The sequence below is a fragment of the Vibrio sp. 1CM8B genome, from assembly GCF_023161685.1.
In the GTDB taxonomy this organism is placed as follows: domain Bacteria; phylum Pseudomonadota; class Gammaproteobacteria; order Enterobacterales; family Vibrionaceae; genus Vibrio; species Vibrio coralliirubri.
This window is the reverse complement of record NZ_JALNTU010000012.1, coordinates 76032-102155: the sequence shown is the minus strand read 5'-3', so window position 1 is coordinate 102155 and position 26124 is coordinate 76032. Positions and strand designations below refer to the sequence as shown.

Here is a 26124-nt window from a genome sequence, read left to right as displayed (position 1 = left end):
AAACATAAGTTTGTTATAGTATCAGCGGCACTTTTACCGACCGCGCCTTGCTTAACGGCAGAAGATCAACATGCTTAAAGCTCGGGTTTTATTCTTTAGGGGGACGAATTGGACGCAATAACTATTAACCACTTATTTTTAACTGGTGCGGTGCTCATCGCTATCAGTGTGCTTTTTTCGCAAGTGTCTTCTCGCTTGGGCGTTCCTATTCTTTTGATCTTCCTTTTCGTTGGCATGCTAGCCGGTGAAGATGGACCCGGTGGCATTAATTTTGATGATTACTCACTCACTTACTTGGTGAGTAACCTTGCCCTTGCTGTGATCTTGCTTGATGGCGGTATGCGAACCAAGGTTGCGAGTTTCAAGGTCGCTTTTTGGCCTTCGCTCTCGCTCGCTACAATAGGCGTGGCATGTACCGCTACTCTCACTGGTTTAATGGCCGCGTGGCTGTTCGACTTGTCATTGATGCAGGGCATCTTGGTTGGCGCGATTGTGGGCTCGACCGATGCGGCTGCGGTATTTTCTTTGCTGAAAGGGCAGAGCCTCAATGAGCGTGTTGGCTCGACTCTAGAAATTGAATCCGGTACTAACGACCCAATGGCGGTGTTCCTGACGGTGACCTTAATTGCGCTGTTGGGCACGCCTGATGCTGAAATGGGGATGAACTTCCTACTGAAAAGCTTCGCGATGCAGTTTGGTATCGGTACCCTTGTCGGCATTGGCGGTGGCTGGCTTCTATGGAGTCTTATCAATCGAGTGCAACTGGCTGACGGCCTTTACTCTATTTTGGTGCTCAGCGGTGGTGTGGCGCTGTTTGCGTTCTCTAACATGCTTGGCGGCAGCGGTATCTTATCGATCTACCTTGTAGGCCTGTTCATTGGTAATCGTCCGACGCGCTCTCGACACTCTATTCTTAATGTTCTTGATGGTATGACGTGGCTAAGCCAGATCGTGATGTTCTTGGTGCTGGGTTTATTGGTGACGCCATCAACGCTGATGGACATTGCTCTGCCTGCGCTAGCACTGGCCTTCGGTATGATTTTGTTTGCTCGTCCGCTGTCGGTTTGGTTAGGTTTACTGCCATTTCGAAGCTTTACTACCAAGGAGCGCTGGTTTGTTTCTTGGGTAGGTTTGCGTGGTGCAGTACCGATCATCTTAGCGGTCTTCCCTATGATGGCTGGCCTGCCTAATGCTCAGCTGTATTTCAATATCGCCTTCTTCGTGGTTATGGTTTCGCTGATTGTTCAAGGCGGTAGCTTGATGAAAGTCGCAAGACTCGCTCAAGTGACTTTACCACCGACGCCAACACCGATTTCTCGTACCGGTATGGAGATTTATCCGACCAGTGAGTGGGAGATGTTTGTTTACAAGTTGAAAGACGAGAAGTGGTGTGTCGGTGAGCCGCTTAAGCGCTTATCTATGCCTGAAGGGACGCGCATTACGGCACTGTTTCGACAAGATGCGATGCTCCACCCATCAGGCAGCACTGTGTTGGAGGCGAACGATATCTTATGCGTGCTTGGCCAAGACAAAGATTTGGACAGCTTAAGTTCGTTATTCAGTGAGGCGCCTCTAGCAGAAGAAGCGGCACGATTCTTTGGTGACTTCTTCTTGGATGTTGAGCTATCAGTTGCGGCAGTGAGTGATTGTTATGGTATTGAACTTGGCTCGGAAGAAGAGCGAGAAATGACGCTAAAACAATTGGTTGCTCAAGAGCTTGGCGCACACTCTGTATTGGGCGATAGCTTTGAGTGGCATGGCATTACTTGGGTAGTTGCAGAGATCGATGATCATAAAGTCGTCAGGTTGGGTTTATGTTTACCTAAGACGACTTTAGAAGAGGATATCAGTGAAGCTTAATTGTGGACTTCTTGTAGCAAGATAACCGCTTGAGTACGATTTTTCACATCCAGTTTACGGAAGATGGCTGTCATATGTGCTTTGATGGTCGCTTCCGAAACATTCAATTCATACGCGATTTGCTTATTAAGCAAGCCGTCAGAAAGCATCCCTAATACCTTGTATTGCTGAGGCGTCAGTGTGGAAATCTTTTCTGCAAGGTCGCTACACGCTGCATTATTGGTGATAAGCCCTTCAGGGAAGAACGGGTCGCCATTCAGCACTTGATTCAGTGCACTCACCAACTCACGCATATCACTCGACTTAGGAATAAAGCCAAAGGCACCGTGGCTCTTCACCTGAGTGACCACGCTGGCATCTTCACTGGCAGAGACCACCACAATCGGTAGATCTGGGTATTCAGCGCGTAGTTGAATTAAGCCTGACATGCCATTGGCACCCGGCATTTTCAGGTCGAGCAGTAATAGATCCGGCTCGTCTTCTTTCTTTAGTAGAGTCAGTAAGGCATCGAGAGAATCGGCCTCAAGCAGGTTCGCACCACTGATCGCCATATGAACTGACTGAAACAGGGCGTTGCGAAAGAGAGGGTGGTCATCAGCAATGATGATGGTATAGGTCGAGTCCATGACGTTCATACTTTTAACAATTTAGTTAATATTTATTATCATCCTGATTGAGTATGTGGACAATATCTATGCATTAAAAGTCTGAACCATATCGACTTTTATCCCCGGAATAAGAAAGCGTTACTCTGAATAGCAAAAAAGCCGCACTGCCATCTCGTTACAGAGGGGCGGTGCGGCTTTCGATTCGGCTTATATTTTAGTGAATATTGCCGTTATAGCTGGTGGTTTTGCATGTGTTTTAAGAATACATCAGCAGGCATAAAACCGGTTACACGAGCATTTGGAACATGGTTACCCTCGCCATCCCAGAACTCAATCGTCGGTAAGCCAAGTACTTGTAATTGTTTAAGCAGTTCAATGTCTTGAGGCATGTTTCTCGTTACATCGGCTTGTAGCAGTACGAAGTCAGAAAGCTTGTTTTCCACATCAGCTTGATGGAAGGTGTACTTCTCGAACTCTTTACACGCCACACACCAATCGGCGTAGAAGTCGAGCATCACAGGCTTACCGAGTTTCTTTGCTTCGATGAGTTGGATTTCTAATTCTTCAACCGTGTTGATGCGTGCAAATTGGATGTGTTGTTCTGCCACTACGCTCTTTTCTGCAAACCAGTAATTGAGCGCAGGTTGAGCTGATGCGAATAGGCCAAGCATCGCGATGATACCCACAGCGCTTTGCTTCCAGCCACCAAATGGCAGTGCATTCTTGCTGTGGTAAAGCCAGCCAAAGGCGATGAAGCCAAGGCCAGACCAAAGCACGGTTGCCCATAACTCAGGAATGATTCGCTCTAGCAGGAAGATAGGTGCTGCCAGCAAGATAAAGCCGAATACGATCTTCACCTTATCCATCCAGCTGCCCGCTTTAGGCAATAACTTATTACCAAATACCGCAACTAAAATCAGCGGAATACCCATACCCATCGCTAATGCATACAGAGCAATCGCCCCCGTTAATAGGTCGCCACTCTGAGCCACATACAGCAGCGCGCCTGACAATGGCGCCGTGGTACAAGGTGAACACACCAAGCCAGAGATAGCGCCCATCGCGAACACGCCCAAGGTATTGCCACCTTGCTGCTTATTGCTTTGATTGTTGAGCCAAGTTTGGATGCTGCTTGGCAATTGCAGGTTATAAACGCCAAACATCGACATTGCTAACGCCACGAACAGAACACTCAGCGCGATCAGCACGTAAGGGTGTTGCATTGCGGCTTGGAATTGCATGCCTGCTGAAGCAACCACTAAACCTAATAAGGTGTAGGTTAACGCCATGCCTTGCACGTAAATAAAGGACAGCATCAGCGCACGACCTTGGCTGAGCTTGCCACCACCTAAAACGATACCCGTTAGAATCGGATACATAGGCAGTACACACGGTGTAAAGGCTAAACCAACACCGAGTGCTAAGAATAATAGAGGGGTCCACCAACTGTCACCGAGCTTATCGGCTAAGCCTGCTTCTTTTGAAACTGGGGCATTTGGCTGTTGAGTCGTGTTACTTACAACGTCTGCTTTTGGAGACGTTGGTTGCGTAGAAACATCGGTCTCGTTGCTAGCAGAAGATGAAGCTTGTGAGTCACTACCTTGCGAATTAGGAGAACCTGTTGCTGTGAAAGGTTCAATGTCGATGACACGAATCTCTGGTGGGTAGCAGAAACCTGCGTCCGCACAGCCTTGATACTTAACGATCAGCTGTGAGCCATCTTGGTAACTCTGTAGAGGAACTTGCACGAATAAAGGTTGAGTATAAATGCTCACTTCACCGAAGAATTCATCTTGGTGTGGCTTACCATCTTCTAATTCAACATTACCGATAGCGAGATTTTGCCCGGTGAACGAGAGGCTATGTTGATAGAGGTAGTAGCCCTCTTTTACTTGCCAGTCGAGAAGGACTTTGTCGTCTTGCTGGTAGTAATTGAAAGGGAAAGCTTGGTCTACAGGGACAAAACCATTGTTATTGCCTCCGAAGCTTGGCTCGGCGTTGTCGTTCCCAAATAGCGCCCACGCAGGCTGGGTGAATAGGGAAACACAAACAAAAAGTAATGTGGCAAGTCGTCGCATACTATTTAGTCATCAAAATGGAGTTGAAGGTATCTTAACTCAATCAGACCGTAATAGTTTGCTATTAGTTTCATCGGCAAACAAATATCCCCTAAGGCGGGATAGCGACTTTACTGGGTAATCGAGAGGGGATCTGTAGTTCAACTTGAGTTGCTTGCGCTTGGCAAAGAGACATTTAGGCAACACCCAAGCGTGCTTTTACGACTTGTTCGCAAGCATCAATATTCATCGTATCTTTTGGAATAATAAGCACAGTATCATTGCCGCCAACGGTGCCGATAATCTCAGTATGTGGGTCGATATCGACTAATCTTGCGACTAATTGCGCACAACCTGGATGAGTTTTTACGATGACCATCGCTTGGTTATGAGTGATGAATTCGATTTGCGATGAGATGGATGCATCGACACGAACCGGTGCACTTTCAACCGTGATGCAGTAAACCTTTTTACCGCAAGCATTCTGAATTTTGACAACGCCAAGCTGTGACAAAATACGAGATACGGTCGATTGGCTGATACCGGTATAGCCAATATCGACGAGTTTCTCTCGCAGTTGATTTTGGGTCGAGAAGCTTTGTTGTTGTAGTAAGCGTTTGCACGCTGCAGTCAGTGTTTTATCTTCAGCTGAATACAAGCAACCGTGCTCAGTGATTGGGTTCATGAACAACTCCTTAAGGTCAACATGTGGTTATCGCTTGTCCATAGCGCCGAGCGTACTCCCAAAGCCGTAGAGTACGATTGTTAAATAGGGCTTACCGATGAATCCCGAAATAAAGAGGGAAGGTATGCGTGATATATGATCGTCTATCCATTGAGTCTACCACTAAAGGATAGTTATCTTTTTGAAGGGGATCACCAAATAAAATTCTAGTTAATTGCTTTTATTTTGGAGTTTTATTCTTTTGCTAAATGGATATTTATTCCAAGTTTGGCATAAATATCCATCGGTATTAGGGTGCTTTGGAGACCGTGATAATGGCGCTAAGGGTTAGCGAATTTCACTCATGATCTCGCGAGAGAATACTTTTTCACAGTAGTGACATTTTAGCTGCACGTTTTCCTGTTTTAGCTGCACTTTAAAGCTGCTTTCGACTGGCTCACCGTGTGAAATACAGTTGCTATTCGGGCAAGAGTAGACACTGTTGATTTGGTCTGGCAGTACTAATGTTAGCTTGTTCACCACCTTGTACTCTTCAATCTGATTGACCGTCGCTTGCGGGGCGTACAGAGCCAATTGGTTGGCTTGTTCCTTAGTCAGAAAGATGTTCTCAATCTTGATCAAATCTTTATGGCCAAGCGCTGACGATGGCAGATTTAATCCCATGGTGATGCGCTGCTCGGTCTTGTGCAATTTAAACAACTTGAGGATTTTGATCCCAAGGTGAGCAGGGATGTGGTCAATGACGCTGCCGTTACGAATGGCTTCTACTTGTAGCTGAGTTTGTTTAACCATGACTGTTTCTCCTGCTTATAAAGTGTCGTTTAGAACTAGGGCTAATAGGGCTTCGCGAGCATACACACCGTTTTCAGCTTGCTCGAAGTAGTAAGCGTGTGGCGTTTTATCTACGTCGGTTGTGATTTCATCGACACGTGGTAGTGGGTGAAGCACCTTCATGTTTTGGCGAGCGTCTTTCAGCGTATCAGCCGTTAGAATGTAAGCCGATTTCATGTGCGCGTATTCTGACGCATCAAAGCGCTCTTTCTGTACGCGAGTCATGTACAGAACATCAAGCTCAGGCACCACTTCTTCAATGCTGCTGTGGGTGCTGTATTGGATCCCCATCTCTTCCAGTTCTTCACAGATGTAATCCGGCATGGCTAACACTTCTGGCGCGATAAAGAAGAAACGCACGTTGTTGAATTTTGATAGTGCTTGCGTCAATGAGTGTACGGTACGGCCATATTTTAGGTCGCCGACGAACGCCACATTGAGATTATCAAGCGTGCCTTGAGTCTCGTAAATCGAGAACAGATCCAACAAGGTTTGCGTTGGGTGCTGATTGGCACCGTCGCCACCATTTACAATTGGCACACCGTTAGAGAACTCAGAGGCTAAACGTGCTGCGCCTTCTTGTGGGTGACGCATCACAAAGGCGTCAACGTAAGAAGAGATAACCTGCACCGAATCGGCAAGTGTTTCGCCTTTTTTCGCCAGCGATGTGTTACCGCCATTATCAAAACCGATGACCGTGCCACCTAGGCGTTGAACTGCGGTTTCAAATGAAAGGCGAGTTCGAGTTGAAGGTTCAAAGAAGCAACTCGCCACTACCTTATTTTTCAGCAGCTCTGGATTTGGTTCTGCTTTGAGTCTTGCGGCAGTATCGACGATAAGCTCCAGTTCATCACGAGAGAGTTCTGGAATGGAGATGATGTGCTTGTTAAATAACGAATGCGCCATAACGGGTCTTCCTTTTTCTATGCATACAGTCAAATTGCGGACAAAAAAAAGCCCCCTAAAAATAGGAGGCTTCGAAACGATCAATAGAGCAAAATAAAAATGACACCAACGCCACTCTTTGGCGTGTAGTTTGACAATTATGTGCGACAGAATTGCGGTTCATTTTTTGCTCTCTTTAGACAAATTGCGGAGGATTATACTCAGATAAAAATGCCATGCAATACTTTCTGTAAAGTATTCATTTAATGGATTTTTATGCGAAATAGCATCCATTTCTAGCTTCTATTTAAGCCTTTGTTGGAACTGAGAATCTCAGGCTTTTTCAGGTAATAATCTTTTCTAGTACATGAAAAAAAATGCGGGTTTTATCCAAGGTCAAAATCCCAAGAACGCCACCCGCATTTCCCTGTTATTGCACTTAGCTTGTCAATATCTTGCGAACAAGTGAGTGCTTAACTTCTTAACTTCTTAACTTCTTAACTTTCTAATTTATTAGCTGCCTAGTGTTGCAACCATTACTGCTTTGATGGTGTGCATGCGGTTTTCTGCTTCATCGAACACGATTGAGTATTCAGACTCGACCACTTCATCCGTCACTTCTACGCCATCTTTAAGCTGCGGATATTCAGCAGCAAGTTGTTTGCCGACGGTTGTATCTTCGCCGTGGAAAGCCGGTAGGCAGTGCATGAATTTCACATGTGGGTTGCCTGTTGCTTTGATCATTTCCATGTTCACTTGGTAAGGCATCATTAGGTTAATACGCTCAGCCCATGCTTCTTTTGCTTCGCCCATTGATACCCAAACGTCGGTGTATAGGAAGTCACAACCTTGCACGCCTTCTTGAACATCTTCTGTTAGCGTGATTTTGCCGCCAGTGTGTTCTGCGATTTCACGACATTGAGCTAATAGTTCTTCTTGCGGCCAGAATTGTTTTGGAGCAACAAGGCGAATGTCCATACCCATTTTCGCAGCGCCAACCATTAGAGAGTTACCCATGTTGTTGCGAGCATCACCTAGGTAAGCAAAGCTGATTTCATGCAGTTGTTTACCACGGCCGTATTCCGTCATGGTTAGGAAGTCAGCTAGGATTTGTGTTGGGTGGAATTCGTCAGTCAGACCATTCCATACTGGAACTCCAGCGTAAGCGCCGAGCTCTTCAACGATTTCTTGACCGAAGCCGCGGTATTCAATGCCATCGTACATACGGCCTAGAACGCGAGCGGTATCTTTCATTGATTCTTTGTGGCCAATTTGAGAGCCAGATGGGCCTAAGTAAGATACTCGAGCGCCTTGGTCGAATGCGGCAACTTCAAATGCGCAGCGAGTACGAGTTGAGGTTTTCTCAAAGATAAGCGCAATGTTTTTGCCAGTCAGTGTTGGCTGTTCGTAACCGTTGTACTTCGCTTTTTTTAGCTCCATAGAAAGATCTAACAAGTGTTGAATTTCGCGTGGAGTGAAATCTAGTAGTTTTAGGAAGTTACGATTGCGTAGGTTAAAAGCCATGATGTATTCCTTCTTAGATTTAGGCGCTTTCTTGTTACAGGGAAAGAAAATTCAAGAAAGCGCGATTCAATTTTTGTGTATTAATTTCAGTTCAAACGGTGATTCAGTTTTCTCGCAAGGTTTGAAAAGCTACGCGAGTAGATTAATCTTTGGTGATGTTGGTGCCCGCCAAGCCTTGCAGGATTTGCAAACCATCTTCGAGTGCACCAATACCGACGACCTTGCCGCCTTGCTGAATGAATTCGCACGATGCTTCAATTTTTGGCCCCATAGAGCCTGCATCAAATTCGAATTGCGCCAGTTCACTTGGTGTGGTGCTGCGCAGTGCGTGTTGAGTCGGTTTGCCCCAATCAAGGTAAACAGCGTCCGCGTCGGTCAAAATAAGCAGCGCATCCGCATCCAGTTGTTTCGCCAAGAAAGCCGCTGACATGTCCTTGTCGATAACTGCTTCAACACCGACTAATTTGCCGTTCTCTTTTTTCACTGGGATACCGCCGCCGCCAGTACAAATTACGAGGTGGCCTGCATCGATAAGTTGGGTGATCGCTTCGTGTTCAACAATGCCAGTAGGGCGTGGGCTTGGTACAACGCGACGGAAGTGTTGGCCGTCTGGTTTGACGATCCAGTGGAATTTCTCCGCTAATTCACGCGCTTCTGCTTCTTCGTAGATCGGGCCAATCGGCTTAGTTGGATCTGCGAATGCTGGATCGTTTGGATCAACCGTCATTTGCGTCAACATGCACGAGATGTTGCGGTTAGGCAGATAGTTCTTGAACTCTTGCATCAGCATGTAGCCGATCATGCCTTGAGTCTCACTGCCCAACACATCTAGCGGATATGGATTTACTTTTTTGTATTCCAAACCTTGCAGAGCCAGTAAACCAACTTGTGGGCCATTACCGTGTACTAGAACCACGTTGTACACTTTCGCGATTTCAGAGATGGTTTTAACCGCTGTTTCAATATTACGGCGTTGAACATCGGCTTCTAACGGCTCACCGCGACGAAGTAGGGCGTTACCGCCGAGTGCAACAACAACAGTTTGCTTAGTCATAATTGTGTTCTCTCATTTTGGCCAAGTTGAGATTATTTAAGATCGTTCAACTTGGCCGTTTCGTCTTAGTGATTAGATACCATCACGCTCAATTGGGCAGCTCATGCAGCGTGCGCCACCGCGACCGCGGCCAAGTTCGTCTCCTGGAATCGGAAGAACCGTGATGCCTGCTTTGTCGTATTTTTCATTGGTGTAGGTGTTGCCTTCGTAGCCAATCACGACGCCAGGTTTAACCGTTAGAACGTTGTTTGCATCGTTCCACTGCTCACGTTCTGCATGGAAGTTGTCACCACCGGTCGTGATTAGGTTTAACTTGTCTACGCCCAGTGCTTTTTCGATGGCCGTTACGAAGTAGCCTTCCTCTTTCACTTTCACTGCGCCAGACTCATCGCCAGTTAGGTTCCAGCACTGCACGTCTTTACTCACCACTTCAGGGTAAACAGAGAACGTATCTTCGTTCATGTGCGTCATCACGGTGTCTAAGTGCATGCAAGAGCGGTGTTTTGGTAGCTGCATTGCGATAACTTGTTTCGCTTGACCGTGTTTGAATAGGCTAGATGCTAAGTGCTCAACACCTTGTGCTGTTGTACGCTCAGACATACCGATAAGAACCGTGCCACGACCGATTACAAGAACGTCACCGCCTTCAATGGTTGAGTTGTCGTAGCTGATGTTTTCTTCATCGCCGAAGTATTTAATGAAGTCTTGGCCTGCGAATGTTGGGTGCCAGCGGTAAATAGCGCGAACGTGGTTGGTTTCACGTTGACGAGCAGGTTTCGCCATCGGGTTGATGGATACGCCACCGTATACCCAGCAAGATGTGTCACGAGTAAATAGGTGGTTTGGTAGCGGTTCGATAATGAAGTCGGTTGGTGCGTGCATGCCTTGCATCATTGAAGATGATTTCATTGGCATCTCAGCGTAAGACAGACCGCCCGTTAGGATTTTTGCTAGCTCTAGGTTTGGTAAGTCGCCCAAGTAGCAACGCACGTCGTTAGCAAAAGTTTTGCCTAAGCGGTAATCAGAAACTTGATGATTCAAAAGCCAATCTTTCGCTTCTGGCACTGCTAGCGTGTCTGCTAATAGGTCAGTAAGAAGAAGAACTTCAACACCTTGATCACGTAGCGTTTGAGTAAATGCGTCATGCTCTTTACCTGCACGCTCAACAGCCAGTACGTCATCAAATAGTAAATCGTGACAGTTAGAGGGTGTTAGGTGAGTCAGTGCGCGTCTTGGACGGTGAACTAGAACGCGGCGTAATTGACCTATTTCAGAACCTACATAGAACTTACTCATGATCGTCTCTCTCTTATATATTTGAATTACTTTTATCGCTAAGAGTAATTATTTATTTTCAGTTGAGAAGAATGAATTATTTTATTCATATCTCTTGTCTGGAATTAATATTACGCCTGCTAGTCAGGTATTCTTAGAGATCTATCACAAATCGTTTTTTATCCCACAGCCCTTTAAAATTAAGGGTTTTAACAAACTTTATGCACTTTCAGTCATGACTAATACATTCTAAATAGTTAGCCGTTAGGGAACTTTATGCACGCTTTTTTGACGAAACTTACTAGAATCTAATTTACGAGAGATTATATGCAGAATGGTTTTATTGATAAGAGTGTACTTAGCTTGGAAGTATGCAGTGTTTTTATTTAGATATTTAATTTTGGATGTGGAATTAATTATTTATTAACAAAGTAAATGCGAATAAAGCTGTTGTGATCACATTTTAAAATCGGCTGTTTAAGTGTGTTTTTTGATAAAAAAGGGCATTAAACCTCGTCTATTTATTAGGCTATAAATTACTTTAAATATAATTAACGCTAATAAGTGACTAACTATTTGTTTAAACATCACGGTTGAAAATAGAGTGTTATTTCATCAAGTTAATTTGATGTTTAAACCTAGGGTTGATTCTTCTCTTGCAAGCACTTTGAGTTTGGCTGAGCTTTACTACGAACAGAAGATACCTTGAATATCGCGTGTATGGCTTTGAGGAGCTGTTTCAGTAGCAGAGGGTTGCATTGGGAGAGGGAACAATAAAAAAGCCGCTGTGAGAAGCGGCTTTGGATGAGAAAGGAGTGAAGTGCTGTTAGTTAGATAAGCGCACCAATACTCAGTACAACAATACAGAACACCATCAAGATACCGACTAATGGCATCACCCATTTAACCCAGCGTACATAAGGGACGCGAGCAATCGCCAAACCACCCATCACCACCGCGGAGGTTGGGGTGATTAGGTTCACCAAGCCAGATGCTGATTGGTACGCAGTGATAACCAGGTCACGACCTACGCCAGCAAAATCAGCCAGTGGTGCCATGATTGGCATGGTCAGTACCGCTAAGCCAGAGGTCGATGGCACTAAGAACGACAGTAGAATCTCTAAGAAGAACATCACGTTAATGAAGATAACCGAAGAAAGCCCCGTTACCATCTGTTCTGCAGAGAACAGAATGGTATCGGTGATCATACCGCGGTCCATCACCACTACGATACCACGTGCAATACCTATGATGAGCGCAACACCAAGTAGGTCGCGGGCACCATCAATGAAGCTGGTGGTAAACTCTTCTTCGCTCATGCGAGCCACAATACCAACGATGATGGTTGCTGCTAGGAACATCGCTGAGATCTCAGCCATCCACCACCCTGCAACGGATACACCGTAAATCATTACAGCGAACGAGCCACCAAAAATGGTCAGAATCAGTTTGCGAGTCGCGGTGAATTCAAGTTTTTCGCCGCTCGCATTACCTAAGAAGTGCGCTTTGTTCTCTTCGTATTTGTCGTAGACAATTGATGTTGTTGGGTCTGCTTGAACCATTCTTGCATAACGCATTACGTAGGCAACACAAATACCCCAACCAATAATCAACATCGCAATGCGCAATACGATACCGTCTGTAAATGGAATACCAGAGGCGTTGGCAGCGATCACGGTTGCGAATGGGTTAATCGTTGAACCCAGCACCCCGATCCCTGCGCCAAGCAGCACGGTCGCAGCGGCAACAAGAGGGTCAAAGCGAGCTGCCATCATTACCGGCACTAGCAATGTATAGAAGGGCAGTGATTCTTCCGCCATGCCATAGACGGTACCACCTGCGGCAAACAGCGCCATCAGTATTGGTATCATCAACTCTTCTCGTCCTTCTAAGCGGGCGGTAACGCGCTCGATACCGGCATCAATGGCACCCGTTTTGGTTACTAGCCCTAAGAAGCCACCGATGATTAAGATGAACAGCGAAACGTCGATAGCCGCCGCTTCATAGCTATTGTGGTCGTAGAAGCCGTCAATAGGCGCTAGCAGTACATCAATCACGCCTTGAGGGTTACCTTCTACCGCTTGATAGGTTCCGGTTACGGGTACTTCTCGGCCTAGCTCTTCATTCATTGCACGGTCGTATTGGCCTGCTGGAACAATCCAGGTAAGCAGTGCGACGAACGCAATCAGAATAAATAGAATGGTGTAGGCAGAAGGGAATTTAAAGTTGGCAAAGAAGCCGCCCTTTTTTTTCTCGCTTGGTATCGTTTGAGTTGTCATGGCTATCTCCTTACATCATCTTAAATAGAAGTGATGTGAATTAGCGACTAATGATTTATAGATTGTAAATACACGGACACTTATAAAGCACTCAACGATATAAAGTTGCTGACTTTAAATTAAGGTTGTTTTTATATTTACTAATCCAAATGAAGTTAGATTTAATTTAGCTGCGGTTATTTTATTCCTTACTTTGGTATTTAAGTTTGGTGCTGTTCACAAAAATAATGGCTAATGAACGGGCTAAGAAATGGCAAAAAATCGTCTAGGTTTTTTGGTTAGTTAGCTTGGATTAATATTCGTTGTGGATTAACTGGAAGTGGGAGGAGATTGATTTGGTAGGTGTTGTTTATGATCGGTCTGAATAATCTTGGAATTTTATTCAAACTTTATTTTTAGGCGGTTTTTAAAGTTTATAATGGTTATTTGATGCGTATCAAATAACACATTGAGCAGAAAACAAAAAAGGAAGCCGAAGCTTCCTTTTTAATGTTCAATCACCAGCGAATGTTAGATAAACAGACCGCCGAATGCGAAGCCTAGTGCTACCGCAGTGCTGATTGTTACCACACCTGGAATGAAGAATGGGTGGTTGAATACGTAGTTACCGATACGCGTTGAGCCTGTGTCATCCATCTCAACCGCTGCTAGTAGCGTAGGGTAAGTTGGAAGTACGAACAGCGCACTTACCGCAGCAAAAGAAGCAACGGCTGTTAGTGGTGCTACGCCAATCGCTAGTGCTGCAGGCATCAGTGCAACCGTTGTTGCGCCTTGAGAGTAAAGCAGCATAGAAGCGAAGAACAGAACAAGAGCCAGCATCCAAGGGTAGTCAGCCAGTAGAGCGCCTGCTACGTCTTTGATTTCAGCTACGTGTGCGTTTACAAACGTTGAACCTAACCAAGCCACACCAAGTACACATACACATGCCGTCATACCAGAACGGAACGTTGGCGCTGAAGAAATCTTCGCTGCATCAATCTTAGTGAACATCACGATAGCCGCTGCTGCTGCTAGCATTACAGACATGATTGCTTCGTTACGACCTAGTGCTGGGTTTTCAATTAGGCCAACAGAGCTAGAAATAGCCGCTGCGTAACAAACCACAAAACCAATCGCAGCTAGGAAGATGTATGTTGCTTTCTTCGCTGTAGGTAGAATTTCGCGTTTCTCTTCTGTCGCCAGTTTGATTAGACCTTTCTCTAGACGCTCTTGGTAAACAGGATCGTCTTTCAGTTCGCTACCCATGTAGTTAGCAACAACCGCACCAACCATACAAGCGATGAAGGTGGTTGGGATACAAACCATCAATAGCGTTAGGTAATCAACACCAAATGGTGCCAGCATCGCTGCGAAAGCCACAACTGCAGCCGAGATTGGCGAAGCTGTGATAGCAATTTGAGAAGCGACAACTGCGATAGACAGTGGACGAGAAGGACGAACGCCTTGGCCTTTCGCTACTTCTGCAATAACAGGAAGCGTAGAGAATGCTGTGTGACCAGTACCCGCCATTAATGTCATTACAAAGGTCACAATCGGCGCGTAAAAGGTGATGCGTTCAGGGTGTTTACGCAAAAAGTTTTCGGCAATTTGTACCAACCAGTCCATACCGCCAGCAACCTGCATTGCAGCAATTGCGGTGATAACTGACATGATGATCAAGATTACGTCGATCGGGATGAAAGATTGGCTTGTTGGAACGCCAAGAATAAGTGAAAGGGCAATAACACCAGCACCACCGGCAAAACCAATACCGATACCGCCAATTCTGGCCCCCAAAAAGATAAAGAGCAGGACGACAAACAGTTCTACTGCAATCATAAGTAACACCTCATTTAGATTTTATTATGTGAACATTCGTCTCTGGAATGTTCACATAATAGTTCTATGGTTTAGATTCAATTTGGCAAAAGCGCAACCAACGGAAATCCACAAAATAATCATGGTTAACCGTATTGGAGCCTAAAAAAGGGCTCCGTTTGGAGCCCTTTCTCGCTAACTTTATTCGTAGCGCTTCGCTTTATACTGAGGATGCATCAAATTTTCAACAGAGAAAATGTCATCAAGTTCTTCTTCGGTTAATAAACCGCGCTCTAGAACCACATCACGCACGCTCTTACCTGTCTCAGCACAGATCTTACCAACAATGTCACCCTCGTGGTGGCCAATGTATGGGTTTAGGTAAGTTACGATACCGATAGAGTTAAATACGTGTGATTCACATACTTCTTTGTTCACCGTAATGCCGTCTACACACTTGTCGCGTAGGTTCACACAAGCGTTTGTTAGGATGTCTAGAGACTCAAACATGCTTTGTGCAATAACGGGTTCCATTACGTTCAGTTGCAGTTGACCGCCTTCCGCAGCGAAAGAAACCGTGTTGTCGTTACCTAGAACTTTGAAGCAAACTTGGTTTACTACTTCTGGCACAACTGGGTTTACTTTAGCAGGCATGATTGAAGAACCGGCTTGCAGTTCAGGTAGGTTTAGCTCGTTCAGACCAGTACGTGGGCCAGAAGAAAGCAGACGCAAATCGTTACAAATTTTAGACAGTTTCACAGCTAGACGCTTAAGTGCGCCGTGCGTCATTACGTATGCGCCACAGTCAGATGTTGCTTCGATTAAATCTTCAGCCGCTACACACTCTAGGCCAGTTACTTCTGCTAGGTGTTTCACTGCTAGGCCTTGGTAACCCGGTGCTGCGTTCAGACCTGTACCGATAGCCGTTGCGCCTAGGTTAACTTCAAGCAGTAGTTTTGAAGTGTATTCTAGGTTTTTGATTTCTTCATTGATGGTTACAGCCCAAGCGTGGAACTCTTGGCCAACCGTCATTGGAACTGCGTCTTGAAGCTGAGTACGACCCATCTTCAAAATCGTGTTGAATTCTTGGCTCTTAAGCTCGAATGCACCTTTTAGGTATTCGATCGCATCAATCAGTTTACGAACGCTGTTGTAAACAGAGATACGGAAGCCAGTTGGGTAAGCACAGTTTGTCGATTGGCTGCGGTTTACGTGGTCATTCGGGTTGATGAACTCGTATTGGCCTTTTTCTTTGCCCATAAGTTCAAGAGCCACGTTCGCAACAACTTCGTTTGCGTTCATGTTCACAGAAGTACCAGCACCACCTTGGAAAACGTCCGATGGGAACTGATCCATGCACTTGCCCGTGTCTAGAATTAGGTCACAAGCTTGGATGATGTATTTAGCCACTTCGCTTGGAATTACACCTAACTCTTTGTTTGCTAAAGCCGCCGCTTTCTTAGTCATCACCATACCGCGAACGAATTCAGGTACATCTGAGATGGTTACATTTGAGATGTTGAAGTTTTCAACTGCGCGTAGAGTGTGGATGCCGTAGTAAGCATCAGCCGGAACATGACGTTGACCTAATAGATCTTCTTCGAGACGAGTAGCTTGAGGAGCTTCAACTTGAGCTTCTGATTGAGTAGCCATAACAGGATCCTTAGAGAATTATTCTGATTATATAGTTAGTTATTAGCCTATTCTGTGTGCAAATACTCCGTTCGCTAGAATATTGGGCTGATAAATCCGTCCTGACTTATGTGGCACATGATACTGTACTTAGCGCATAAAAATATTAAGTGGATCACCTTTTTCGGTTTTGTTTAGTCAATATTTTGCAAAGTTATTCTTGGTCAATAAACACGCTTATTTACAGGATAAATTTGAGATTGTTAGGGCTTTCAGCGTAAACTGCAAGTAACAAAGGAGGGCGTGTGTTTCCTATCTTATTATTACTATTTATCTTCGTACCCATCATTGAGATTGGGCTATTTATTCAAGTTGGTGGCTTCTTAGGATTGTGGCCAACTATTGCGTTGGTTCTGATCACTGCATTTGTGGGTGCATCGCTGGTTCGTAGCCAAGGTATTCAGACACTTATGTCTGTGCAAGGTCGTTTGCAACAAGGCGAAATGCCAGCACAACAGATTCTTGAAGGCGTGATGCTTGCAGTTGCCGGTGTATTGCTGCTGACTCCGGGCTTTATGACGGACGCACTCGGTATGTTGGTATTATTGCCAGCACCAAGAGCGATGATTGCCAAGAAAATGATGGAAAAAATGGTGGTGACCAATATGTCTGGCGGTTTCCATGCGGGTGGACAAGCTGGTTTTGGCCAGAGTCCATTTGGACAAGACCCATTCAATCGCGATCCATCGGACCATTCAAAAGACGGTAACACCTTTGAAGGTGAGTTTGAGAAGAAAGACGACGACAACGATCGTAACCGCTTAAACTAATTAATTTTTCTCTCTTTATATAGAGGAAAAACAGAAAAGGCTCTTACCTTTATCCTTCGCAAGAAAGTGATAATGGTAAGAGCCTTTTTTATTGTCTGTCGCCTGCTATTACTTACTTTTTACTGTTGATAACAGATAACAGATAACAGATAACAAATAACAGATAAGTTTGAGCGTTCGGTTATACCGCGCCTTCAAAACCCATTTGTCGCCATGCTTCAAAAGCAATGATTGCCACTGCGTTAGACAGGTTCAGGCTGCGTGCGTCTGGCATCATTGGAATACGAATGCGTTGTTCCATTGGCATGCTCTCGATGAACTCAGCAGGCAGGCCGCGAGTCTCTGGGCCAAACATCAACACATCACCTTGTTGGAATTTCGCATCAACGTGGTGGCCTGTCGTTTTAGTGGTGCAAGCAAAGATGCGGAAGTCACCCTCGCGTTCATTCTCAAGATACTCAAGGAAAGCTTCTAGGTTCTTGTGACGCTTTACTCGTGCAAGGTCGTGGTAATCCAAGCCAGCACGACGAACCTTCTTCTCTTCAAAATCAAAGCCAAGCGGTTCAATCAGGTGCAGGTTTGCGCCGCAGTTAGCACATAGGCGGATGATGTTACCCGTATTGGGTGCAATTTCTGGTTCGTATAGAGCGATATCAAACATGTTGGTTCACAAGAATAATCAAAGATAGCCCGAGTATACGGTGGCAAGCTGAGTGAGTACAGTTCGCCACCCTCAGCTTAGGCTTGGTTCGTTAGGGCTTGCGCGTAGTTTTCAGATACGGCATTCCAATTCACCACGTTCCACCATGCATTGATGTAATCAGGACGACGGTTCTGGTAGCTGATGTAGTAGGCGTGTTCCCAAACGTCGAGCGCAAGAATCGGTTCGCCATTACTCGCCACGGTATCCATCCACGGATTATCTTGGTTCGAGGTTGAGATGATCTTCAGTTGTCCTTGCTCTACCACTAGCCAAGCAAAGCCGGAGCCAAAGGTATTGATCGCCGCTTGAGCGAACTGATCTTGGAAGGTCTCGAAATCTCCGAAGGAATTCTTGATAGCCTCGGCAAGCTCGCCCGTCGGTTCACCACCGCCGTCTTGCGACATGCAGTTCCAATATAAGATGTGATTGTAGTAGCCGCCGCCATTGTTACGAACAGCCGGGCTGTGCTGAGATATGTTGGCGAAGATCTCGGTCAGAGATTGCTGTTCTAGCTCGCTGCCAGACACCGCCGCAACAAACTTATCGTAGTAGGTTCTATGGTGCTTGCTGTAATGCACTTCCATCGTCTTAGCGTCAATGTAAGGCTCTAGGGCATCGTAAGCGTAGGGTAAAGCAGGGAAAGTGTGCGACATGGTAAATCCTCCATAATTAGAGGATTTACCATAATGATAATAACAATCATTATCAACTGCGATCTTTGTGGGGGTATTACACCGGTAAGATAGGCAGCGTGATTTCGAGCTGTAATCCACCTAACTGGCTACGGGTTGCTGTGATGGTTCCGCTGTGTTGGCGAATCGCACTCTCAGTAATGGTTAACCCAAGCCCAGTGCCGCCAGAATTACGATCACGAGCGGTTGATACACGGTAGAAAGGTCTGAAGATAGAATCCAGCTCATCCTCTGGTACACCATCGCCATTATCGTTGACGCAAATTGTTAGCTGATCTTGAACCACATGGAACTGTACATCCACTTGGTCTTTACCGTAGTAGATGGCATTACGTGTAATGTTATCTAACGCACTCATCAGCAGCTTAGGGTTGCCCGAAATAGAGCGTTCTGGGATCTCCGAGAACGTTAGTTGTTTGCCCATCTGTTCGGCTTCAAACTCTGCGTCTTTTAAGATCTCTTCCCATAGGCTCGAGATAGGTTGAACCTCACGAGTAATATGGCTGTCGACCTGCATACGAGATAGCGTCAGCAGCTCACTGATCATCTGTTCCAAACGCTGTGCTTCGGTATCAATACGTTCTAACTCTTGGCTCTCACCTTGTTTACGAATCGCCAGTGCATTGGCCATGCGAAGGCGTGTCAGTGGCGAGCGGAGCTCGTGTGAGATATCAGAGAGCAGGCGTTGTTGCCCCGAAATCATCTGATTCACGGCTTCGACCATTTGGTTAAAGCTTTCACCGGCTTGTCTAAACTCTGAAGTACCTTTTTCGAGTGTTGGATCGACCTCGAATTGACCTTTCGCCACGCGTTGCGCTGCGCGTTCTAGTCTGCGAGCGGGTTGACTCAGTGCCCAAGCTAGCCAAAGCAATAGCGGGGTACTCGCCAGCATAACCGCCAGCAGTAACTGCAGAGGTCTATCAAACAGGCGTAACAAGAATGGCGGTGGTTGAGTCCACTTTATTCCTGCGTACATCAACAACTCTTCACCCGCGAGTTTGATCGGTACTGGACCTGCCACCATGTAGTGTCCGTACAGTTTTTGTTTCGGCACTTCAGGGTTATCTATCGAGGTAACAAAGTTGCGAATCGCTTTAAGCTTGTAGTCTGAATGCCTTTTTGAGGTAAGGACTGCGCCCTCAAGGTCGGTCAGGTAGATGCGAGCTCGAGAATCCTTGCGGCTGCGTGGCGCCTCAAGTTGGAAGACAATTTTGCCCAGATTTGGTTCTTTGGCGTAGCGTTTCTCTGTGATTTTAGCGATACGCTCGAGTTTATCGAGGTGATCTGCGGGCACATCTCGCGCGACTCGAGGGTCTAAATGGGGAAGTGACAGCACCGACAAAAGCACCAGTAACATGGTGAACCAAAAGATAGCAAAGATACGTCCATATAAGCTGGTGATTTTAGGTATACGCATTAATCTTCCTCTACCAATAAGTAGCCACGGCCTCGTAAGGTTTTGATGCGTGATTTGCCGTCAGTGCGCTCGGGAATTTTTTTACGCAGGTTGGAGATGTGCATGTCTATCGCACGGTCAAACGCTGCGAGCCTTTTACCTAACACATCTAGGCTCAATGCTTCTTTGGTGATCACTTGCCCTGGGTTTTGGATAAGGTGACTCAGTAGTGCGAACTCGGTTGTGGTGAGGTCGATAAGCTCACCATTGCAGTAGGCTTCTTGTTTGCCAGGGAAAACTTCGATGTCTTGATATTGAACTCTATCACTGGCCGCTTTCGGCGCGGTGGCGGTTTGAGTTCGACGCAAGATAGCTCGAATACGCGCTAGCAACTCTCGGTCACTGAAAGGTTTAGGCAGGTAATCATCCGCGCCAAGTTCAAGACCAATCACACGGTCGATCTCTTCGCCTTTTGCGGTCAGCATTAGCACGGGTGTTTCCCAATTTTCTCTCAGTTTCTTTAGTGTTTCCATGCCATTAAGACGCGGCATCATCACATCTAAAAGAATCAGGTCAATCTCATCATTGATAGCTTCAAGTCCTGCATAGCCATCATTGGCTTCGGAAACAGTGAAGCCCTCAAAGCTCAGAATGTCTTTGAGTAAGCTGGTTAACTCGGTGTCGTCATCAATAAGAAGAATGTTCGCCATTGGGAAGCCTTAATTGGTTATTTACACTTTAGGGCATGTTGGCCTTTCGCGGTTAAATTTTGTTCGAGATAAAAGCGTTTTAATCGCGGCGAGGGGGAAGTAGCCTAGTCATTCTAAGCAAATTCCCCTCAACAAAGAGTAAACGCTTTTAGCCGAACCCTTCGGGCAGCATTTGCTGGTCATTTCTACTGCGTTATCGGCTTCTCATGTAGGCTAGCTACACATCAAAGCCTCTGTCTTGTAGAAATACCCAGGCAACTCGCTGCAAAAATCAGCTCGAAAGATCAACATGCCCTCATAATACTGCTAATTATTCGTCAACTTTCACTCTTTACGATTCTTTACGCTTTCTAAACGTCACTTTACGAGGGAAAGACTAATCTATATCTAAGCGCTGAGAAACAGACGCAACACATGACTTATTATACCGAATTGAGGCAACAATTATGAAAATGACTAAGAAACTTGTACTAGCAGCTGCGGCACTTCCACTAATGTTAGGTACAGCAAGCGCGTTCGCATATGGCGGCGGCGATAAAGGCGACCACAAAGGCATGCACGGTAAATGTGGTGGCTTCGATAAGAAAGTGATGCGTCAACTAGACCTGACTGATGCACAAAAAACAGAATTGAAAGAGATGCGCGAAGCGAATCGTGCAGAGATGAAAGAAAAACACGCTGGCAATAAAGCCGATAAAATGGCGAAAATGAAAGCGCACCAAGAGAAAGTTCAAGCATTGGTACTGGCTGACAACTTTGACGAAGCAGCAGCAAACGACCTAGCAAGCCAAATGGTTGAGAAGCAAACTGAGCGTCGCGTAGCAATGCTTAAGAAGCAACACGAAATGATGAGCGTACTAACGGCTGAGCAAAAGACTCAACTGAAAGAAATCCAACAAGAGCGCATGACTAAGTGTGCTGACAAAATGGAAAAACGCATGAACAAAGACAAGTAATTCATTGCTTGAGAAATCAGCGTTGAATGAAAGTGTTTAGAAAGAAGCGGCCGAGTGTCGCTTTTTTTGATCCTTAAAAATGAATGTTTTACATCATGGCTGTCATATTCAATTGGTGGTTTGCAGGTTATACTTTGTGCTATCAGTCACTTTATAGCCAAGTTATGAAACAAGAATACGCACGTTTAGTTACGCTCGCCGCTTGGGCAGCCACCACCATCGCCACTATTTTATTAATAGTGAAAGTCGCAGCGTGGTGGGTGACAGGTTCTGTGAGTCTGTTGGCTTCCGTTGTGGATTCAATGCTGGATATCGCGGCCTCTGTCGTTAACCTTATCGTGGTTCGTTATTCTCTGCAGCCTGCCGACAAAGAGCACACCTTTGGTCATGGTAAGGCTGAATCTCTCGCTGCATTAGCGCAGGCGATGTTTATTTCAGGCTCAGCGTGTTTCCTTATTCTCAATGGTATTGAGCGCTTCTTCCGACCTCATGAACTGAACTCTCCAGAGATTGGTATCTATGTCAGCTTATTTGCGATGGTGATGACCTTCGGTTTGGTTCGATTCCAAAAGCATGTGGTCAACAAAACAGGCAGCCAAGCTATTGCGGCCGATTCACTGCATTATCAATCAGACCTTTATATGAACGCCGCGATCATGTTGGCATTGGCATTGAGCTGGTTTGGGATTGGTCAGGCGGACTCAGTATTCGCGGTCGGTATCGGTATCTACATTCTGTACAGCGCTTATCAAATGGCGATGGAAGCGGTTCAGTCTCTGCTTGATCATAAGCTGCCAGATGATGAGCTGAAACAGATTAAAGAGACATCATTGAGCGTGGAAGGCGTGTTGGGTGTGCATCAATTACGAACACGTCGTTCGGGGCCAATTCGCTTCATTCAACTGCATCTAGAATTGGAAGATAATATCCCACTTATTGAAGCGCATCGCATTTCTGACGAAGTAGAGGCTAAGCTTATCTCCGTGTTCCCTGATGCTGATGTATTAATTCACCAAGACCCGTATTCGGTCGTATTTGGACCAGAGAAGCAGCAGAAATTCCACTCGTGGTAATGCGTGCTAAAAATCAGCGGGCAAATGGTAAGTGAGTGGCTTTTGAACTAAAGTGAGTAAAAATTATTAACTGTTAGGTGATTCAAAAACCACCTTAGTAACAATTAATGTTGATTCTGATGTGAATCAACAAAGTTATTGAGTAAAACTGTAATACTCTTACAGAAGTAGAAATGTTACATAATTTTACGCGATTTGAGTGCTATTCCTGTTGAGGAAATGTAACATAACGCACAAATATAGATTTAAAATCTTGTTGATATACAATCAGCAAGAACAAGAATTGAATAATAGATTCCCAAAAATCGAGGGTGAGCATGATTAAGAAGATCGGTGTTTTGACCAGTGGTGGTGACGCTCCAGGTATGAACGCAGCAGTTCGCGGCGTTGTTCGTACTGCGTTATCAGTTGGCATTGAAGTTTACGGTATTTACGATGGCTACCAAGGCCTTGTTGAAGACCGTATCGAAAAGCTTGACCGTTCAAGCGTATCTGACGTGATCAACCGTGGTGGTACTTTCTTAGGTTCTGCACGTTTCCCTGAATTTAAAGACGTTGCTGTTCGTGAGAAAGGCATTGAGAACCTTAAGAAGCACGGTATCGAAGCACTTGTTGTTATCGGTGGTGACGGTTCTTACATGGGTGCTAAGAAGCTGACTGAAATGGGTTACCCATGTATCGGTCTTCCAGGCACAATCGATAACGATATCGCGGGTACTGACTACACAATCGGTTACCTAACAGCGCTTAACACTGTTATTGATTCAATTGACCGTCTACGTGACACGTCTTCTTCTCACCAACGTATTTCTATTGTTGAAATCATGGGCCGTCACTGTGGTGACCTTACGCTTATGTCAGCAATCGCGGGTGGTTGTGAGTACATCATTACTCCAGAGACTGGCCTAGATAAAGAACAGCTTATCAGCAACATCCAAGATGGCATTGCTAAAGGTAAGAAGCACGCAATCATCGCTCTAACTGAGCTAATGATGGATGCTAACGAACTGGCTAAAGAGATCGAATCTTCAACAGGTCGTGAAACTCGTGCAACGGTTCTTGGTCACATCCAACGTGGTGGTCGTCCTACTGCATTTGACCGTGTACTTGCTTCTCGCATGGGTAACTACGCTGTTCACCTTCTTCAAGAAGGTCACGGTGGTCGTTGTGTTGGTATCGAGAAAGAAGAACTTGTTCACCACGACATCATCGACTGTATCGAGAACATGCAGAACCCAGACCGTTCTGAGCTGTTCCGCGTTGCAGAAGAGTTGTTCTAAGCCACGCTTAGCGTTCGCTTAAAGAATTTAAAAACCGCTGATTGTTCAGCGGTTTTTTTGTGCCTGCCGTTTGAGGTTTTTGGAATGACAGGCAATAAAAAAGGTCAACCTAAGTTGACCTTTCATCTAATCTAAACGGTGAAGTTTAAATTAAGCTTTTGCTTCAGCTGCTGCTTTAGCGATAGCTGCGAAGCTTTTCGCGTCTAGAGCTGCGCCGCCAACTAGAGCACCGTCGATGTCTGGTTGTGCGAAGTAAGCTGCTGCGTTTTCTGGCTTAACAGAACCGCCGTATTGGATTACAACTTTCTTAGCAACTTCTTCAGATTTCTCTGCGATGTGTGCACGGATTTGAGCGTGGATGCGTTGTGCATCTTCAGCTGTAGCTGCTTTACCAGTACCGATAGCCCAGATTGGTTCGTAAGCGATGATAGCGCCTTCAAGAGCTTCAACACCTTGAGTGTTGATAACAGCGTCAAGTTGACGAGCACATACTGCAACAGTTTCGCCTGCCTCGTTTTGTGCTTCAGATTCACCGATACAAAGAACTGGAGTTAGGCCGTTCTCTTTTAGGAATGCGAATTTCTTAGCTACGAACTCATCTGATTCGTTGTGGTATTCACGACGCTCAGAGTGACCGATGATGATGTGAGATGCGCCGAACTCTTTAAGCATTGCTGGAGACATGTCGCCAGTGAATGCACCGCTGTTGTTTAGGTCAGAGTTTTGAGCACCTAGGATGATCGCGCTGCCCGCTTCAGTAAGCGTACGCTCAGCAAGATCAACGAAAAGTGCTGGTGGAGCAACTGCTACGTCTACGCCTGTTACGCCTTCAAGTTCAGCGTTAAGACCGTTTAGTAGATCAACAACCATTTCTTTGCTGCCGTTTAGTTTCCAGTTACCCATAACTACAGGATGACGCATAGGAATATCTCCAAAGTATTTAAATAAATCGAATGTAAAAAAGTAAACTTTATTACGAAATAATATAACAGATTAATATCAACAGATCATGACTGTGGTCATGACTTTCTTGGATCTTACTCAATGGTCAGAGTAGATTTTGAGCATATATCAGTGATCCGGCAGACAGAATAATAGCTAACTTCTCGGATTTTTCATCGTTAGTTGTTATTAAGGGACAAACGATTGCGTTAACAACAGGAAGTAACAATGCCGAATCTAGTTCTAGAGTACTCCAATTCAGTGGATGAGCGAGTAAATATCCAAGGCTTACTGGAAGATCTCCACCAAGTCGCTCTCACATGTGGCTTGTTTGATGTGCCGTCAGTGAAGTCTCGTTCATTGCGTTGCCATAATTGGTTAGTCGGTGATGAGGAAGATAGTGTAGACTTTATTCATATCAGCTTTGAGTTACTTTCGGGACGAACGGAAGAGCAAAAGCGAGAACTGTCACGATCGTTAATGCAGGTCCTGCAAGAACAAGCGAGTCATGTAAGAAGCTTAACGGTGAATATTCGTGATATGGATAAAAGTTGCTTTCAAAAAGTAATAAACTAACCATTGCTGCTGACTTTTAGCGGCGTATAAATTTGAGTATTTAAGATGTCGATGAAAGAATTACTGCTCTCTTTCAAGGGGAGAATTGGTCGTAAGACTTACTGGATTTGGAATATTTTCTACTACATAGCGATTACCGGTTTTGCTTCTGGTATCTCTGTGTTGTTCCCTGCTTACTCTTATATCCTGCTACCAATCTTCCTATTGATGCTTGTGATTCCAGATCTGGCGGTAACCGCTAAGCGCTGGCACGACCGCAATAAGTCTAATTACTGGCTACTATTGAATGTGCCATTAGTATTGGGTCGTTTAGCTTCGCCAATGGCTGCAACGACGACAGAGCCGGTATCGCCAATTCATATGGCGGCAACCGTCGCGGCATTAGTGTGTGGTTTGTGGATTCTAATTGAGTGTGGCTTGTTGAAAGGCACAGAAGGCCGTAATGACTACGGCGAAGACCCATGTAAATATTGATCGAT

Annotated in this window: 23 protein-coding genes; 7 read left to right on the top strand and 16 right to left on the bottom strand. The window is 45.5% G+C overall.

Going from position 1 to position 26124, the window contains the following annotated elements; genetic code table 11:
• The first annotated feature begins 108 nt into the window (after window positions 1-108).
• On the top strand, window positions 109-1860 hold the full coding sequence (locus MSG36_RS19270; protein WP_050642908.1) for a potassium/proton antiporter: 1752 nt from the start codon (window positions 109-111) through the stop codon (window positions 1858-1860).
• Here the strand turns inward: MSG36_RS19270 and MSG36_RS19265 are convergent.
• From MSG36_RS19265 to aspA, 11 genes are all read right to left on the bottom strand, one after another.
• Window positions 1857-2486 carry a response regulator transcription factor gene (locus tag MSG36_RS19265; protein ID WP_048605445.1) on the bottom strand — a complete coding sequence of 210 codons (630 nt, stop codon included), beginning with the start codon at window positions 2484-2486 and terminating at the stop codon, window positions 1857-1859. The genes MSG36_RS19270 and MSG36_RS19265 overlap by 4 nt on opposite strands.
• A 212-nt stretch (window positions 2487-2698) precedes the next feature.
• Entirely contained in the window at window positions 2699-4546 is a 1848-nt protein-coding gene (locus tag MSG36_RS19260; RefSeq protein WP_248369324.1) for a protein-disulfide reductase DsbD, read from the bottom strand.
• 175 nt (window positions 4547-4721) lie between these two features.
• Window positions 4722-5210, bottom strand: coding sequence for an arginine repressor (locus MSG36_RS19255; protein WP_017063664.1), 489 nt, complete (start codon window positions 5208-5210; stop codon window positions 4722-4724).
• A gap of 327 nt (window positions 5211-5537) precedes the next feature.
• Window positions 5538-6002: an aspartate carbamoyltransferase regulatory subunit gene (pyrI, locus tag MSG36_RS19250; RefSeq protein ID WP_048605441.1), complete on the bottom strand. Its 465-nt coding sequence runs from the start codon at window positions 6000-6002 to the stop codon at window positions 5538-5540.
• Window positions 6003-6017: 15 nt separating this feature from the next.
• Window positions 6018-6947 carry an aspartate carbamoyltransferase gene (gene pyrB / locus MSG36_RS19245; RefSeq protein ID WP_004729720.1) on the bottom strand — a complete coding sequence of 310 codons (930 nt, stop codon included), beginning with the start codon at window positions 6945-6947 and terminating at the stop codon, window positions 6018-6020.
• Window positions 6948-7439: 492 nt separating this feature from the next.
• Window positions 7440-8450 (bottom strand): ornithine carbamoyltransferase, encoded by a 1011-nt coding sequence (locus MSG36_RS19240; protein WP_017063666.1) that lies wholly within the window; start codon window positions 8448-8450, stop codon window positions 7440-7442.
• A 142-nt stretch (window positions 8451-8592) separates the two neighbouring features.
• A complete protein-coding gene (gene arcC, locus MSG36_RS19235) occupies window positions 8593-9504 on the bottom strand; it encodes a carbamate kinase (RefSeq protein WP_019821541.1) in 912 nt (303 codons plus the stop codon).
• Between the two features lie 72 nt (window positions 9505-9576).
• Window positions 9577-10800 carry an arginine deiminase gene (gene arcA / locus MSG36_RS19230; protein ID WP_017062724.1) on the bottom strand — a complete coding sequence of 408 codons (1224 nt, stop codon included), beginning with the start codon at window positions 10798-10800 and terminating at the stop codon, window positions 9577-9579.
• A gap of 809 nt (window positions 10801-11609) precedes the next feature.
• On the bottom strand, window positions 11610-13058 hold the full coding sequence (locus tag MSG36_RS19225; protein WP_017062726.1) for a YfcC family protein: 1449 nt from the start codon (window positions 13056-13058) through the stop codon (window positions 11610-11612).
• A 510-nt stretch (window positions 13059-13568) separates the two neighbouring features.
• A complete protein-coding gene (locus MSG36_RS19220; protein ID WP_017061168.1) occupies window positions 13569-14876 on the bottom strand; it encodes an anaerobic C4-dicarboxylate transporter in 1308 nt (435 codons plus the stop codon).
• Between the two features lie 180 nt (window positions 14877-15056).
• Window positions 15057-16508 carry an aspartate ammonia-lyase gene (aspA, locus tag MSG36_RS19215; RefSeq protein ID WP_019821539.1) on the bottom strand — a complete coding sequence of 484 codons (1452 nt, stop codon included), beginning with the start codon at window positions 16506-16508 and terminating at the stop codon, window positions 15057-15059.
• 284 nt (window positions 16509-16792) lie between these two features.
• Between aspA and MSG36_RS19210 the strand changes: the two genes are divergently transcribed.
• Entirely contained in the window at window positions 16793-17317 is a 525-nt protein-coding gene (locus MSG36_RS19210) for an FxsA family protein (protein WP_086971595.1), read from the top strand.
• 181 nt (window positions 17318-17498) lie between these two features.
• On the opposite strand, the gene trmL is transcribed toward MSG36_RS19210, so the two are convergent.
• The 4 genes from trmL to MSG36_RS19190 form a co-directional block, all read right to left on the bottom strand.
• Window positions 17499-17978 (bottom strand): tRNA (uridine(34)/cytosine(34)/5-carboxymethylaminomethyluridine(34)-2'-O)-methyltransferase TrmL, encoded by a 480-nt coding sequence (trmL, locus tag MSG36_RS19205; protein WP_009844716.1) that lies wholly within the window; start codon window positions 17976-17978, stop codon window positions 17499-17501.
• 77 nt (window positions 17979-18055) lie between these two features.
• On the bottom strand, window positions 18056-18673 hold the full coding sequence (locus tag MSG36_RS19200) for a superoxide dismutase (protein WP_248369321.1): 618 nt from the start codon (window positions 18671-18673) through the stop codon (window positions 18056-18058).
• Window positions 18674-18749: 76 nt separating this feature from the next.
• A complete protein-coding gene (cpxA, locus tag MSG36_RS19195) occupies window positions 18750-20129 on the bottom strand; it encodes an envelope stress sensor histidine kinase CpxA (RefSeq protein WP_017061164.1) in 1380 nt (459 codons plus the stop codon).
• Window positions 20129-20818, bottom strand: coding sequence for a response regulator (locus MSG36_RS19190; protein ID WP_017063670.1), 690 nt, complete (start codon window positions 20816-20818; stop codon window positions 20129-20131). Before MSG36_RS19190 ends, cpxA begins: the two co-directional genes overlap by 1 nt.
• 446 nt (window positions 20819-21264) lie before the next feature.
• On the opposite strand from MSG36_RS19190, the gene MSG36_RS19185 reads away from it, so the two are divergent.
• The 3 genes from MSG36_RS19185 (at window position 21265) to pfkA (ending at window position 24127) form a co-directional block, all read left to right on the top strand.
• Window positions 21265-21774 (top strand): CpxP family protein, encoded by a 510-nt coding sequence (locus tag MSG36_RS19185; protein WP_017061162.1) that lies wholly within the window; start codon window positions 21265-21267, stop codon window positions 21772-21774.
• Between the two features lie 164 nt (window positions 21775-21938).
• On the top strand, window positions 21939-22847 hold the full coding sequence (fieF, locus tag MSG36_RS19180) for a CDF family cation-efflux transporter FieF (protein ID WP_029235400.1): 909 nt from the start codon (window positions 21939-21941) through the stop codon (window positions 22845-22847).
• A gap of 317 nt (window positions 22848-23164) precedes the next feature.
• Complete coding sequence (gene pfkA, locus MSG36_RS19175) at window positions 23165-24127, top strand: 6-phosphofructokinase (RefSeq protein ID WP_017061160.1); 963 nt, start codon at window positions 23165-23167, stop codon at window positions 24125-24127.
• A 150-nt stretch (window positions 24128-24277) separates the two neighbouring features.
• On the opposite strand, the gene tpiA is transcribed toward pfkA, so the two are convergent.
• Window positions 24278-25048 carry a triose-phosphate isomerase gene (tpiA, locus tag MSG36_RS19170; RefSeq protein WP_017061158.1) on the bottom strand — a complete coding sequence of 257 codons (771 nt, stop codon included), beginning with the start codon at window positions 25046-25048 and terminating at the stop codon, window positions 24278-24280.
• A gap of 249 nt (window positions 25049-25297) precedes the next feature.
• Between tpiA and MSG36_RS19165 the strand changes: the two genes are divergently transcribed.
• On the top strand, window positions 25298-25645 hold the full coding sequence (locus tag MSG36_RS19165) for a 5-carboxymethyl-2-hydroxymuconate isomerase (protein ID WP_050632402.1): 348 nt from the start codon (window positions 25298-25300) through the stop codon (window positions 25643-25645).
• 45 nt (window positions 25646-25690) lie between these two features.
• A complete protein-coding gene (locus tag MSG36_RS19160; protein WP_048605424.1) occupies window positions 25691-26119 on the top strand; it encodes a DUF805 domain-containing protein in 429 nt (142 codons plus the stop codon).
• Window positions 26120-26124: the final 5 nt, after the last annotated feature.